Raw genomic sequence first — 15,007 nt, 5'->3', positions numbered from 1 at the left:
ATGTCGGTTGCTCTTACCCTTAAAAATCTCTGCCGCAGCTATGTGAAGGACAATGAAAAGTTCTGGGCGGTCGACCATGTGAACCTCGAGGTGACCCCGGGCGAGTTCCTCACCTTCCTCGGACCCTCGGGCTGCGGGAAGACCACGACGCTGCGCATGGTCGCGGGCTTTGCCTCGCCCACCGACGGCAGCATCCTGCTCGACGGCCGCGACGTCACGAGCCTCCCCGCGAACGAGCGCAATATGGGTTTCGTCTTCCAGAACTACGCGCTCTTTCCTCACATGAGGATTTTCGACAACGTCGCCTACGGCCTGAAAGTGAGGGGCGAGTCCTCCTCTGAAATCGCGAAGAAAGTGCGCGAGGGGCTCGCGATGGTGGGCCTCGAAAAGGCCGAGCACCGCTATCCCAACCAGCTCTCGGGCGGCGAGCAGCAGCGCGTTGCGCTTGCCCGCGTACTCGTGCTGCGTCCACAGCTGCTGCTCATGGACGAGCCGCTTTCGAACCTCGATGCGAAGCTGAGGCTGCACATGCGCTCCGAAATCCGCCGCATCCAGCAGGAACTCGGCGTCACCTGCCTCTACGTCACGCACGACCAGAAGGAGGCGCTCACGATGTCGGACCGCATCATGGTGATGAACCACGGCCACATCGAGCAGCTCGGCACTCCGATGGAGCTTTACGAGGACCCGGCCACGGCCTTTGTCGCGGACTTCATCGGACAGGCGAACCTGATCGAGGGGCGGCTCGATTCCGACGAGAACGGCTACGCGCTCTTCGAGGTGGGCGGCCGGAAGCTGCGCGCCCGCATGGGCCGGCAGAATCCCCCGAAGAAAGCCGAAGAGGCGCTGCTTGTCGTGCGTCCCGAAAATCTTCGGATTGCGCAGCCCGGCGAATCGGGCTTCCCGCTTGAGATCGTAAACCGCTACTTCGAGGGCGACCGGGTCGACTACGAAGTGGTGCTGCCCGGCTCCGGGCAGAAAAAGCCCTTCTCGATGTCGGTGCCGTTCCTGCCCGGCACGAAGCTCGTGGAGCAGGGCACGATCATCGAGGCGGCCTTCACTCCCGAGGCTGGCGTCGTGATCCGCCGCTGAGCCCGGAAAAACAGCTTCTTAAGAAGAACAGCAACGCCCCGGAAGGCTTCGCTTTCCGGGGCGTTTGACTGGGCAGCAGGCTGGAGAGCAGCCCCGGGCAGTCAGGAAGGCGCAGGAAGCAGAGACTGTTGTCTTTATTTCATTGAGCTCTGGCTCAATAAAGGCAAAGCCCTTTGTGCAGCAGTGATTTTTTGCCCCGGGTGCCTGCGGGGGCAGCCTGAATGCACAAGAGCTCTGTTTTTCTTCAGCCATTCAGATGAGGTGCTCCCATAGGCGGTCTGAAACCTTTGAACTCCGGTTGTCTTCCCCGGATGCGGGAGGTCGTGATCACCAGGGCTTCGCCCAGACGAGCGGTCTCCTCTGAGCTTTTTCCCCTGAATCTTTATGAACGCCAGGGGGAAGGACTGCGGCAGAGACTTTTTCTGTCGGCCGGAGATCTTTCTCCGGACAGCCTCGATTCCCTGACACAGGAAGAGATCCGGCAGATCATCGGGCAGGGTTCCTGGCCCGCGGCGGCGCAGAATGATCCGGATCAGAAGGGCCGTTTTTTGAGAATCTGCCCGGAGCGTTCGTTGAAAAGGGCATCCCGGCAGCCGGGGTTCGGCACATCCCGGTCTTTGAGAAGTTCGTCGCAGTTCTGGACGCCCGCAATGGACAGGAATTCGCTCTCGGCCCGCTTCAAAAGGAAGCCGGCGTCGCGGCAGAAACGGCCTGGGGATGGCTCAATGGGGTCGTGGCGGCGGGGGGCGTCTATCTGCTTTCGCCCTTTTGCGAGAATATTGGGCAAACACTCATCAAAAAGTCCCGGCTCTACTTCACGGACACAGAATTTGCCGCGTGGCTGCGCCAGCCGCCTGGCTCTCAGCGCTGAGGCAGGCATACAACGCAGGTGTGTTCTTCGAAAATTTCGTCGTCATGGAAATCTTGAAGAGCTGGCGTCGCAACGGGAAGAAGACGCTCTTTTACTTTTACCGAGATACGGTAAAGCGGGAGATTGATCTGCTGATCCGGGAAGGCTCGACAATTTTGGCGTGCTCAGGGGGAACACGGTCAAGCGGGCTCCCCAGGGAACGCAGTTTTTCTCCAACTCGGGTATCCTTTCCTGCATTGTGGAGCACAGGCGCGCGAAAAGCGCCTGCAGCCAGGATGAAAAGGAGCCATCAGGCCATGATGCAGGAAGGAAGCTGGGCGGTAAGCCCGCAGGACTGCCGCGGGCTCGGGCAGGGGGCGGCGCTCTCGCCGCTTGAGTCGCTTTCGGTAATCCGCGCCTCAGGCGCGGATGCGCTTGGATTTTTCGACCGGCTCTTCTGCAGCCGCATCTCTGACATTGGCGAGGGGGCGAAGCTCACCGGCTGGGCTGACGCCCAGGGGCGGCTGATCGCCGCCCCGCGGATCGTGCGCGAGGCTACCGAGAGCTTTCTTCTTCTCATTCCGCGCGGCCTCGCCCCGGCATTCCTGAAAAAAATACGTCTCTATGTCTTCCGTTCGAAGGTGAAGTTCGAGGATGTCACCGAAAGCCTCTGCGTTTCCGGCCTTGCCGGGGGCGGGGCCGCGCGGGTGCTCGAGGCGGCGGGGCTCTCGGTGCCTGAAAAGCCCTGGGAGGCCTCGCGCTCCGAGGGGCTCACCGCGGTGCGGGTGTCAGACGCGGATCCCGGGCGGGTGCCGGCGTTTGAGGCCGCGTTCCCGCGAGTGATCGTCCTCGGGGAGCCTGGGGCGCTTTCGCGTCTTGACGCCCCGAAGGCCCCCGAGGGGCTGTGGTGGCTCGCCGACATCTCCTGCGGCCTGCCCATGGTCTTTGCGGTTACCTCGGGCCGCTTTCTCCCCCAGGCGGTGGGGCTTGAGAAACTGGGCGGGGTCTCCTTCAACAAGGGCTGCTACCCGGGCCAGGAGGTGATCGCGCGGCTGCAGAACCATCCCGAGCGCCTGAAGCGTCAGCCTGAAATCCTCTGCTCGCATGAGCCGCTGCCGGGCGCCGGGGGCGAATGCCCGGGCGGCACCGTGGTCGAGTCGGTGAGCGCGGGCGAGGCTTTCTACGCCCTCATCGAAAAGCAGCGCTGACCCCCCCCCAGGCCCCGGGCTCCGGTCTTGAAGGCCCCGTTACCCAGAGGGAGTTAAGACTTCGGCGGGTGAAGGGGCCGCCCCGGCGGCCTAAAAGACTAAGGCACAGTCCTCATTGCCGCGGGAAGCATTAGTTTCTAAAATATTTCGTTACAAGGCAGAGGCGCGGGACTCATGAGTCGCGGCTTCCACACAAAGGGCTGAAGAGCCGGAAGCTGCCAAAGGGGGAACCGCCGAAGACCGAAGAAGCTGCTTCAGAGTTTTTCGGATCTGGGCCGCAGGAGAAGATCCTGCGGACTGTCGCCCGCGGGACGGTCGTTCGCGCGGGCGGAGCGCTGCCGGTTACTCTCGCGCTTTTTCTTTTTTCGAAGAACATTCTTTTCGTTCGCCCCGAAGGGGAAAAAGGCTGAGTTCCCGGTTGGGTTCTGGCCTTTTCGTCTCCTTCCTCCTTTTTTCAAGCAGCACCGGAGGCGGGTGGGTTTTCTTAAACGGAAAGAATGAAGTGAAATCAGAACATACCATCGTGAAGCCCTGGCAGGCCCTTTCAATGCTTGTCGTGGGCGTCCTCATCATTGTCTACGGCCTCATGGGTCTCTCCGTGAACGTCCGCATCGTGCTTGCTGTGGACGGCGTCGTCATGTGCCTTATGGCGGTGCTTTTCGGCGTCCCGTACTCGAAGTTGCAGACGGGCATCAAGGACATCATCGCCTCGATGCTGATCGCAATGCTCATTCTGCTCGCCGTGGGCGTCCTGATCGGAAGCTGGATGGCCGCGGGCACCATCCCCGTCATGGTCTACTACGGCATGCAGGTGATCACTCCGGCGCTCTTCCTGCCGGTCGCCTGCATTCTGTGCACGCTGATGAGCACCTTCGCGGGCACCTCTTGGGGAACGCTCGCCACCGTGGGCGTCGCCTGCATGGGCGTCGCCTCCGGCCTGGGCGTCCCGATGGAGGCCGCCGCCGGCGCGGTCTGCGTGGGGGCGTTCTTCGGCGACAAGATCTCGCCCCTGAGCGACTCGACCGTGATCACGGCCACCGTTACGGACACCCCGCTCATGTCCGGGATCTGGCACGCGCTTCTCACCACGGGGCCGGCCTACCTGATCAGCCTCGTCTTCTTCTTCATATACGGCAGCTCCTTCCAGAGCGGCGTGGCTGAAAGCGCAGTCTACGACGAGATCCTCACGACTCTCGCACACACCTTCAACCTGTCGGTGATCACGCTGCTTCCGCTCGTGGTCGTGGTGGGGCTCATCGTCTGGAAGAAGCCCACGCTGCCCACGTTCGTGGCCGGCATTGCGGTGGCCGCGGTCCTCGCCATGATTCTTCAGGGCATGGACTTGAAGACCGTCCTCACCAGCCTCTACAGCGGCTACTCCGGGCATTCCGGGTCGGCCTTCGTTGACAAAATGCTCAACCGCGGCGGCTTCACCAGCATGCTGAGCACGATCGGGCTGCTGATGGCGGCGGGCATCTTCGGCGCGCCGTTGCGCACCGCGGGCGTGGCCGACGTGCTGCTCGACTTCGTGAAGCGCCTTGCTACGAGCCCCCGCGTGATGAGCTTTTCGATCATGTGCCTGCACGCGCTCTTTTTCCTCATCACGGGCGCCTACTACGTGAGCTATCCGGTGATCGGCGCGATGACGAAGGATATGTTCTCGGAGTACGGGCTCGACCGCAAGAACCTGATGCGCATGATGCTCGACACCGGCACGGGGCTTGCTCCGCTCGTGCCTTGGTCGACGACCGGCTCCTACACGGCGGCGACGCTGGGCGTCGCGAACCTCGCGTTCCTGCCCTATGCGCCGATGCTCTGGCTGTCCATTGTCTTTTCGGCTTTCATCGCACTCACGGGCATCGGCTCGGCAAAGCTGCCCCGCCGTAGCGGGAATTCGCAGGCCGGGGCCGCTTCCGAGGCGAACTGACTCAAAGGGGAGAAAATCATGGAAGAAGTTCTTCAGCGCTGGTACGACCTGATCAGCATCGACTCCGTCATGGGCCACGAGGCTAAGGCCGCGGAGTATGTGAAGAAAACGCTCGAGTCCTTCGGGCTCATCGTGCATATGAGCTATTTCCCGGAAGACGAGAAGAACGAGCGCCCCTCGGTCTGGACGGTTCTCGACAGCGGAAGGCCCGGCCCGACGCTGCTTTTCATCGGCCACATCGATACGGTGGACGTGAACCGCGAGGCCTGGGTGACCGATCCCTTCAAGCCTACGCTGATCGACGGGAAGGTCTACGGCCGCGGAGCCATGGACATGAAGGGAGGAGACGCCGCCATCCTCTCAACCATCGGCTACTTCAGCGCCCACCGCAGCGAGTTCGCAGGGAAGATCATGGCCTGCTTCGTCTCCGATGAGGAGGGGCTCTCGCAGGGCACCTACGAGCTCGTGCGAGAGAACGTGATCCATGCGGACCTCGCCTTGATGGCCGAGTGCCGCTATGACAACGTCGCAGTGGGCTTCCGCGGACGCTTCAGCTTCGAGGTGACGGTGAAGGGCAAGGCCGGCCACGCGAGCCGCTACCCGCAGGTGGGGGAGAACGCCCTCATCAGCGCGGGGAAGCTCGCCGCCGCGATCGAAGCGCTGCCCACGCTCTCTCACCCGAAGCTCAACCGCGGGACCTGGTGCGTCCGTTACTTGAGCGGCGGCAGCGCCGGGGCGCTTGTTGTCCCCGACAGCTGCTACATGTTCGTCGACCGCTACGTGGTGCCCGGCGAGACCGCGGAACTCTGTATCTCGCAGATCATGGAGGCGGCGAACGCCCTGGGCCTCGGCGGCAAGGTCTCCGTGCGGCTCAAGCCCCGCAAGAGCCCCTACATGCAGGCCTTCGCCATACCGGAAGACCACGTGCTCGTGCGGACCCTGCAGCGCCACTACCGCGATGTGACCGGAGTGGATTTGCCGGTAGCCTACGACCCCTCGGTGTGCGACTCCAACATTCTCGCGGTCTCGCTCGGCATTCCTGTGGTCACTTTCGGGCCCTCAGGCGGCAACATGCACGGCGACAACGAGTACGGGGTCCCCGAGCAGGTGACCAACGCGCTTGAGATCTACAAGCGCCTCACCCGCGATCTGCTCAAGCCCGGCGCGGCTTGATTTGTTACAGCTGACAACAGGCTGTAACCATTCCGGGCCCAAACTTAAAATTCGTGACGGTTTCCTCCGCTCCGGACGGGTATGCCTGTGAGCACCGGGCTTCTCTCCGGGGCCCGGAAAAGGAGAATCACATGAACAGCATGGCAGGCAAGGCTGCTGCGGCAGCAGCCGCGCTCATGATCGGTGCGGCTCAGGCCGGTGCGGCCACCCAGGTCAATATTTCAATCGGCGACTCGGGCTATTGGGGCGCTATCCCGATGATGAACGGCCTGCGGCCTGACGTCTGGAACTCGACCCCGATCGTCGCGATCGGCGCGGCGATCGCCGGGACCTCGATCCTGTATCTCAACGTTCCGGAAGCCCAACGCCGCGACTGGAGGCACTACTGCAGCCGCTACGACGCCTGCGGCCGTCCGGTGCGTTTCGTGAAGAACGACTGGTACCGCCATCATTACGCCCCTGAATACCGCCGTCGGCATCCGGCCGCCATGCCGCCTGCGCGCGATGCGAGGGGGCCGGCTCCGCAGCGCGGGGGTCCGGGAGACCGCCCGGACGGAAGGCGCTGAAAGCTTTAAGGCTGCCTGAAGCTCGGGCTCCCGGTTTTCTGGTCTTCCAGGACTCCGGGAGGTTCGAAAAAATCAAGCATCGTGAACAATTCTCGATGCTTTTTTTACTCCCGGGCGGACCGTCTGCCGTGTGCCGGACGACAGAAGGATGTCCTCTGAGAGCCGCATTTCTGTACAGGCTTTTCACGCTGTATTAATGAGAGGGTCAGCCCCTGTGGCGGAGCATTACTCAGCGGCCATCCGCCATGAAACCTTCATTGGAAAACAAAAGGGCGCCCTTATTTCTTAAATGCCTTTAATTACCAATGCTTGACTCATTGAAATCCGGTAATTACCCTATTTGCTGCCTGGATCGTTGATCATGCGCCTGATTGATTAATTTATGCTTGTGAATAATCTCTGCGGCTTCGGAGGAACAGGATCGTGAAACAGTTTGAATCGTCGTTTTTTGATGTATCTCATTTTATTGCGTCAGAAAAAATATTTAATTATCTGCCAGCCGACGATGCCCGGGAGCAAATTCACGTTTCTTATAACGTTAACGATGCGTATATTCCGTTTATGGGCGCCTCAATGGTTTCTGTCATAGAAAACAATAAGGGTGCGTCGCTTTCATTTCACATTTTTACAGACGGGTACAGCGATGGCAGTGAGGAAAACATTAGGAAAACAGCCCAGAAATTTCACTGCTGCTGCTATTTATATCGTGTGAATATGGAGCCGTTTAAGGATTTCCATATTAAGGTTTCACGTTTCTCACGTGTAACCTACGTCAGACTTTATATGCCGAAGGTATTGGGAAAATATGCAGACAGGTATATTTATGCGGACTCCGATACCATGTGCATTTCTTCATTAAAGCCTCTGATGCACCTGGATATGAAAGGCTATGCCATAGCCGCGGCCGCTGATCGTCCTGATTCCGTCAAATACAGATCTGAATATTTGAAGCTAAAGAATGGAAGATATTTCAACGATGGCATTATGCTAGTGGACTGTAAGCAGTGGGAGAAAGACCATATTACGGAAAAAGCCTTTTCTTTCCAATGCGAACCGAAAGAGCGTTTTTTAGGGCAAAGCCAGGATATACTGAATTTGGTTTTTGACGGAAATCTTTATTTTCTGCCGCATGCCTATAATATAACGGACGGCGGAGATGATTATGATACTGATCAGGGAGTGTTTATTCACTGGGCCGGAAGAAGAAAGCCGTGGAACATGGTCCTGACGCCCTTCGATGCCCAATGGCGCAAATATAATGCTTTATCGCCCTGGCCCACTGTTACGAATATTCTGCCGATTAAAAAACCTGAAAATTATCATGATTTCCAACAGTGGGGACGATATCAGAAAAAGCATGGAAATCTGGCGGGATATTTTAAGGGGATATTTTGGTATTCGTGGCTGCGGATGCGCTATAAACTGCATCTTTAAACGATTCTGCTGCCGCAATAGGGATTTACGGATCGCTGTAAAATCTAAAGGGCCGTGCTTCGGCGATTATTTCTAATCAGCCAGGCTGAAGAATCAGGCGAAGCCAATTAGAAAGCCTATGCGCGGGCTGTTTTTCCCCGCGGCTAAAACAGAGAAGACAGGGTGCCGACTGCTATGGCAGATTTCAAAGCGTTTGACAAAACAAGCAAAGTATTGATCACCGGGGCGGCCGGTTTTATAGGCTTTCATCTGGCCCGGCGGCTGCTCTCGCTCGGAGCCTCTGTCCTTGGGTTTGACAACCTCAATGATTACTATGAGGTTTCTTTAAAGAAAAGCCGCCTGGACATCCTTGCCCGTTTTCCGGGATTTACCTTTGTCAAAGGGGATTTGGCCGATGAAAAGGCCGTGGCGGGGGTCTTTGAGTCCTTTCATCCGGATATCGTTGTGAATCTGGCGGCCCAGGCCGGGGTGCGCTACAGCATCGACCATCCCCGTTCTTATATTGATTCCAACATTGTGGGCTTTTTCAATATCCTGGAGGCCTGCCGCCGTCATCAAGTCGCGCATCTGCTCTTCGCATCGAGCTCGTCCGTGTATGGCAATCAGCAGAAAACGCCGTTTTCAACGGCCGATAATGTGGATCATCCCATCAGCCTCTATGCGGCGACCAAGAAGTCTGACGAGCTGATGGCTTATGCCTACAGCCATCTCTACGGGATTCCGGCAACGGGACTGCGCTTCTTTACGGTTTACGGGCCTTTTGGCCGCCCGGACATGGCCTATTTCAAGTTTGCCAATAAAATCCGCCGGGGAGAGGCGATCCAGATTTACAACCACGGGGACATGTACCGGGACTTTACCTACGTGGACGACATCGTGACCGGCATGGAGCACATGCTGTGCAATCCGCCCAGAAAAAATGAACTGGGAGACGCCTACAAAGTCTATAACATCGGAAACCATAAGCCGGAAAAGCTCATGCATTTCATCGAGGTGCTGGAGCAGGCCCTGGGGAAAAAGGCCAAAAAGGAATATCTGCCCATGCAGCCCGGCGATGTGTACCAGACCTATGCCGATGTGAGCGAGCTGCAGCGCGACTTTGACTTTAAGCCGGAAACGACCATTGAAGAAGGGCTGGGGAAATTCGCCCAGTGGTACAAAACTTACTATAAGTGAGAGCGGCGCACGGTTTCCTGCGGGCAGTCTGACGGCCTCAGCGCCGGGCGTGAGACGGCAGGCGGGCGGCAGAATAAGAACCCTTCAGGGGATCGTTAATCCGCCGCCCGCAAATCGCATCGTTCTGGCATTTCCGGCCGCTTTTCCCGGGAGGCGGGCTCCCGGGAAAAGGGCGGTCAGATCTTGCCGACGAGATCAATGCCGGGCTTCAGGGTCTTCTTGCCGGGCTTCCAGCGCGCCGGGCAGGCGAGGTCGCCGTGCTCGCGCACATACTGCAGGGCTTCGACCTGGCGCAGCAGCTCCTCGGCGTTGCGGCCGATGTTGCCGTCGACCACCTCGTAGGCCTTGATGCGGCCGTCGGGATCCACGACGAAGGTGCCGCGCTCGGCCTGGCCCGCCTTTTCAATGAGCACGCCGAATCATCCCTGTGCTCCTTCGATATGACTGTCCACTGCGCTACCAAAATGATCATGATATTTAAATAAATCAGTGAATTATCACTTATATACATAAAATTTCTTAATTTAACTTATTCAACGCGGTGATTTGTTAAAGAGGAGCTTGGGAACTCAAGCCCTATTGACACATTTTTTATACATGAGTTAAATATTTAAGGTATTTGTTAACGAGTCTTTACGTTTATAAAGAAAACAAAGCCAAAGAATTCCACTTAAATTGTCTGAGGAAATTAAATGAAATCAAATTATTACAGGTGTATTTTTTTTGGGGGGGGGTAAATTCCGCTCGCTTTAAAAAGACTCCAGTTGCCGTTTTCTGCAGCTTATTGATTTCTTCCTTTTGCGCGCCTCAGGCACTGGCCGGTGACTTTTCAACAGTAAATGGCGGCCAGGGGAACACGGCCACGGGCGATTATTCGACAATTAACGGGGGGCAGGAAGGAACCGCCTCTGGAAAATATTCAACCATCAACGGCGGTAGCGATACTACAGGGACATTCGAAAGCCCTGGCACGGGAACTTATTCCGAGAAGAATTTTGCGCAAGGGGACTACTCGACCATTAACGGCGGCGCCGGAGTTAGGGCAAGCGCAGTTCACAGCACGATAAATGGCGGTCGGTACACAGCAATTGAGGCAAATGCCGATTATGGAACTATAAACGGCAGCTTCATATCGCGAGTCAATGGGAAATATGGGACCATAAACGGTGGCTATATTGTGCAGACCGACGGGGAATATGCGACTGTCAACGGGGGAAAGTACAACGCCGCGTCAGGCAAATTCTCAACGATTAACGGTGGCGGGGGAGCATGGTCTGATACTTCTGTGACATATGCCGTTGCGTCTGCTGATTTTGCGACGATAAATGGAGGACAGGCCGGTCAGGCCAGGGCAAATTACGCAACGATTAATGGCGGCAGCAATAATCATATTTGGAATCTGTCGACAAGCAGCTCTGAGCAGCCCGAGTTCGGCACGATCAACGGAGGATCCTCTAATACGGTTCTAGATCCCTATGGGACTATCAACGGGGGCGCGTCGAATCTGATCGTTGGGAAATATGCAACTATTGATGGTGGTTCATCGAATAACGCTTCAGGAGACTATTCAGTCATAGTCGGTGGTTCGTCACACACCGCCTCTAGCCAATTTGCAACGATAATCGGCGGCAATGCCAATAGCATTTATGCAGATTATGCAACTGCCATTGGCGGTAGCGGCAATCAAGTCCGCAGTGAATACTCCACCATTGTTGGGGGCAATAACAACGCAACTTCAGGTAAATACTCCGCAATTAACGGCGGTTACCTGAACAAGGCATCAGGAGACTATTCAGCGGTTAACGGCGGCTTCGGCAACACCGGTTCTGGTGAATATTCCACTTTAGACGGCGGCTATCAAAACACCGCTTCCGGAAACTATTCAACCGTCGTTGGCGGTCAGAATGGAACAGCGGCCGGAGCCTACTCCGTTGTTGTTGGGGGCAATGGCGCGTCCACTTCTGAGGCTGCTTCAAACAGCGTAGCCATCGGCTCCTCCGCGTCGGTTACCGCGAGAGACGCCGTGGCGATCGGCACCGGCAGCGCTGCGGACACGACCCGCACAGTGTCCTTTGGTTCGAGCGACACCCAGGCTGAAGCAGCAGCGAAAAACAACCGAATCGTGAGGATCGCAAACGGCGTGAACGCACAGGACGCCGCCGCCATGAATCAGATTGTTGAATCTGTTTCCAGCAGCGATGGCACGGTTTCTGTCACCGAAAACGTCAATTCGACAAGCGGTGCAAAGAGCTACGACCTTAAAGTTAATATCCCCGGGGCCACTGTCAGCGACACAGTGGCAGAAAATGACTCGAATGCTGTTTCAGGAGGCGCTGTTTATAAAGAAGTTCGCCCGGCTTCCGACGGGGCTTATGTGAAGTCGGCGCAGACCACAGGCGAGAACCTCGCCGCCCTTGACACGCATGTGAAGGCCAATGCCGACAAGGCGGCCCAGAACGCCGCGGACATCGGGACGGTGAACGCGACGATCGCCGGGCTGGGGAACACTTATTCGAAAACCGACCTTTCGAACGTCACGGACGCCGGCAAGGCCGCGGTCCGCGGCCTCGCGAAGGAGTCGGTGAAGGTGGTGGCCGGCACCAACACGACGGTCACGGAAGGCGCAGAGGGGGACGCGAAGACCTACGCAGTCAATGTGAGCAGCGACAGCATCAAGGGAGCGGTTCAGGGAGATCTGGATGCGAAGGCGAACCTGGCCGCTGACAACCTCTCGGAGGCCGATATTCAGGCCTGGCAGGGCAAACTGGGCAACGGTTCAGTCGCCTCTGGCAACACAGGCCTCGTGACGGGCGGTTCGGTTTATACCGAAGTACGTCCGGAAGCTGATGGGAATTATGTGAAGTCGGCGAAGACTGCGGGCGAGAACCTGGCCTTGCTTGACACGCATGTGAAGGCCAATGCCGACAAGGCCGCCCAGAACGCCACAGACATCGGGACGATCAACTCGACGATCAGCGGGCTGGGGAACACTTATTCGAAGACCGACCTTTCGAACGTCACGGACGCCGGCAAGGCCGCGGTCCGCGGCCTCGCGAAGGAGTCGGTGAAGGTGGTGGCCGGCACCAACACGACGGTCACGGAAGGCGCAGAGGGGGACGCGAAGACCTACGCAGTCAATGTGAGCAATGACAGCATCAAGGGTGCGGTTAAGGCAGACCTGGATGCTAAGGCTAACCTCGCGGCTGACAACCTGTCGGAGGCCCATGTGCAGGCCTGGCAGGGCAAACTGGGCAACGGTTCAGTCGCCTCTGGCAACATAGGCCTCGTGACGGGCGGTTCGGTTTATACCGAAGTACGTCCGGAAGCTGATGGGAATTATGTGAAGTCGGCGAAGACTGCGGGCGAGAACCTGGCCTTGCTTGACACGCATGTGAAGGCCAATGCCGACAAGGCCGCCCAGAACGCCACAGACATCGGGACGATCAACTCGACGATCAGCGGGCTGGGGAACACTTATTCGAAGACCGACCTTTCGAACGTCACGGACGCCGGCAAGGCCGCGGTCCGCGGCCTCGCGAAGGAGTCGGTGAAGGTGGTGGCCGGCACCAACACGACGGTCACGGAAGGCGCAGAGGGGGACGCGAAGACCTACGCAGTCAATGTGAGCAGCGACAGCATCAAGGGAGCGGTTCAGGGAGATCTGGATGCAAAGGCGAACCTGGCCGCTGACAACCTCTCGGAGGCCGATATTCAGGCCTGGCAAAACAAACTTGGCAATGGAGCCGTCGCTTCCGGCAATGCCGGCCTAGTGACCGGCGGAATCCTCTACAGGGAAGTCCGCCCGACCGCTGCAGGCAATTACATCCAGCCGAACAATTCTGTTGCTCAGAACTTGTCTGTCTTGGATGCTCAGATCGGAAAACGGGCCTCAAGCGATTTGGACAATATTTCTGCGGCAGGCAAGGAAAACATCACCAAACTCATCAATATTTCCAGCTCTGATGGCTCGGTGACAGTCAATGAAACCACGAATAACCAGGGAGTAAAGAGTTTTAATCTTGCCGTGAAAACTAATTCGCCTGGCGCAGACATCAGCGATCAAGTCAGCAAAAACAGCCAGGCTCTTGTCACCAGCGGCGGAATTTACGACGAAGTCCGCCCGTCTCAGGCCGGCGCATATGTAAAGCCGGAACAGACCACGGGGCAAAACATCACAGCCCTTGACAAGGCGGCAAGCAGTATCGTCAATGCAGACACATCGGTCATAAATACTGCGAACTGGCAACGTGCTCTCGGAACTGGGACAGTGGATTCAAACAGCAGCGGCCTTGTGACAGGAAAGACTGTTTATGCGGAAACTCGTTCCGCTGACGGCACCATTGTCAGTTCGGGCAATACAGCCGGCCAGAATATCAACCTCCTTGATTCTGCGATCAGCTCAATCAATGCGACCGTTGGCAATTTGGATCAGAACTATGCGAAGACGGATTTAGGAAATGTCAGCGAAAGCGGGAAGGGCGTCATCAGAAACCTCGCAAAGGAGTCGATAAAGGTACTGGCCGGGCAGAACACGACGGTCACCAAAGGTTCGGAAGGCACTGCCGATACTTACACCGTCAATGTCTCCGATAACGCGATCAAGTCCGTCATGAAAGAAGACATGGACAAGAAAGCTGATCGAAATGCAAGCAACCTAAGCGCAGACGATGTGGCTTCCTGGCAGGAAAAACTCGGAACGGGCTCAGTCGAAAATGGCAATACCGGGCTTGTTTCCGGCGGCACTGTCTACACAGCCATCCAGAATGTGAACAAAATGTCTTCGCTTGTTCAGACAGATGGCGATACGATCACGATCGATGCGGGAGGAACCGCCTCCACGATTGACATCACGGGCGGCATGGGCCAGACACGTGTCCTCACCGGGGTTGCCACCAACCCGAGCGATCCTACGAGCGCCGCCAATGTTGGCTTTGTCGACTACCAGATCCAGCGGCTGAACAATCATATGAGCCGGCGCATTAACCAGGCAGGAGCCGACGCAGCTGCCCTGGCGGCACTCCATCCTGTCGACTTCGATCCGGATCACCGGTTCATGCTAGCCGCAGGCGTTGGACACTATAAAGACAGGACGGCGGCTTCCATCGGAGCTTTCTGGTATCCGACTGATTCTGGCAATCTTCTGCTTTCAGCAGGCTATGCGAACAGCGGCTCTGATTCCAACATGATCAACGCTGGCCTGACATACAGGTTTGGCGGAAACTTCAGGCACGCTGTCGATTACCGCCAGCTGGCGCAACAGGCCGTCAGCCGTTCAAATGACCTGGAGGGACGGCTGTCAGCCTCTATAACACGCGAGAACAGCCTTGCGGAAAAGGTGGATGAACTCATAAAGAGCCGTGACAAAGCAGAGGCACGAGCCAGCACTCTTGAGTCTGAACTCGGGAAGATGAAGGAAAAGTTCAATGCGTTGGCGGCGAAGGTCGAATCTCTGCTTCATTAAGTGATTTAACTTCGTAGCTCCCAACGACTTTTAAAGGAGCTTCTTAAAACTAAATTCCCGGTTAACTTGAACTGTTAGTCGGGAATTTGTTTTTGCGGCGGTGAAGTATTTCCGACATGT

General features: G+C 57.3%; 10 protein-coding genes and 1 riboswitch. Of the genes, 9 read left to right on the top strand and 1 reads right to left on the bottom strand.

Features of this window, described 5'->3' with window-relative positions:
* The 8 genes from MUN46_RS11140 to MUN46_RS11105 all read left to right on the top strand — a co-directional run bounded on the left by MUN46_RS11140 (nt 1) and on the right by MUN46_RS11105 (nt 9,426).
* Nucleotides 1-1,092 carry an ABC transporter ATP-binding protein gene (locus MUN46_RS11140; RefSeq protein WP_243377567.1) on the top strand — a complete coding sequence of 364 codons (1,092 nt, stop codon included), beginning with the start codon at nt 1-3 and terminating at the stop codon, nt 1,090-1,092.
* A 556-nt stretch (nt 1,093-1,648) separates the two neighbouring features.
* The gene (locus tag MUN46_RS11815; protein ID WP_422732596.1) at nt 1,649-1,963 is read left to right on the top strand and encodes a DUF4143 domain-containing protein; all 315 of its coding nucleotides are present in this window, start codon (nt 1,649-1,651) and stop codon (nt 1,961-1,963) included.
* A 44-nt stretch (nt 1,964-2,007) separates the two neighbouring features.
* Nucleotides 2,008-3,150: a CAF17-like 4Fe-4S cluster assembly/insertion protein YgfZ gene (gene ygfZ / locus MUN46_RS11130; RefSeq protein ID WP_479691234.1), complete on the top strand. Its 1,143-nt coding sequence runs from the start codon at nt 2,008-2,010 to the stop codon at nt 3,148-3,150.
* A gap of 150 nt (nt 3,151-3,300) precedes the next feature.
* Nucleotides 3,301-3,496: riboswitch (Lysine riboswitch) on the top strand.
* A gap of 156 nt (nt 3,497-3,652) precedes the next feature.
* Entirely contained in the window at nt 3,653-5,077 is a 1,425-nt protein-coding gene (locus MUN46_RS11125) for a Na+/H+ antiporter NhaC family protein (RefSeq protein WP_243377562.1), read from the top strand.
* A gap of 18 nt (nt 5,078-5,095) precedes the next feature.
* Nucleotides 5,096-6,250, top strand: coding sequence for a M20 family metallopeptidase (locus MUN46_RS11120; protein WP_243377561.1), 1,155 nt, complete (start codon nt 5,096-5,098; stop codon nt 6,248-6,250).
* A 131-nt stretch (nt 6,251-6,381) separates the two neighbouring features.
* Nucleotides 6,382-6,816: a hypothetical protein gene (locus tag MUN46_RS11115; RefSeq protein WP_243377560.1), complete on the top strand. Its 435-nt coding sequence runs from the start codon at nt 6,382-6,384 to the stop codon at nt 6,814-6,816.
* Between the two features lie 423 nt (nt 6,817-7,239).
* A complete protein-coding gene (locus MUN46_RS11110; protein ID WP_237978352.1) occupies nt 7,240-8,250 on the top strand; it encodes a glycosyltransferase family 8 protein in 1,011 nt (336 codons plus the stop codon).
* Between the two features lie 174 nt (nt 8,251-8,424).
* A complete protein-coding gene (locus tag MUN46_RS11105; RefSeq protein WP_243377559.1) occupies nt 8,425-9,426 on the top strand; it encodes an NAD-dependent epimerase/dehydratase family protein in 1,002 nt (333 codons plus the stop codon).
* 176 nt (nt 9,427-9,602) lie between these two features.
* Here MUN46_RS11105 and MUN46_RS11100 read toward each other — a convergent pair whose 3' ends face one another.
* Nucleotides 9,603-9,839, bottom strand: a complete 237-nt coding sequence (locus MUN46_RS11100) for a hypothetical protein (RefSeq protein WP_243377558.1) — start codon at nt 9,837-9,839, stop codon at nt 9,603-9,605.
* Nucleotides 9,840-10,045: 206 nt separating this feature from the next.
* Here MUN46_RS11100 and MUN46_RS11095 point away from each other — a divergent pair, with 206 nt between their 5' ends.
* Entirely contained in the window at nt 10,046-14,887 is a 4,842-nt protein-coding gene (locus tag MUN46_RS11095) for a hypothetical protein (protein ID WP_285230638.1), read from the top strand.
* The last annotated feature ends 120 nt before the right edge of the window (nt 14,888-15,007 follow it).

Source organism: Mesosutterella faecium (assembly GCF_022809315.2).
In the GTDB taxonomy this organism is placed as follows: domain Bacteria; phylum Pseudomonadota; class Gammaproteobacteria; order Burkholderiales; family Burkholderiaceae_F; genus Mesosutterella; species Mesosutterella faecium.
The sequence above is the reverse complement of the archived record's forward strand: the minus strand, read 5'-3'. Positions and strand labels throughout refer to the sequence as shown.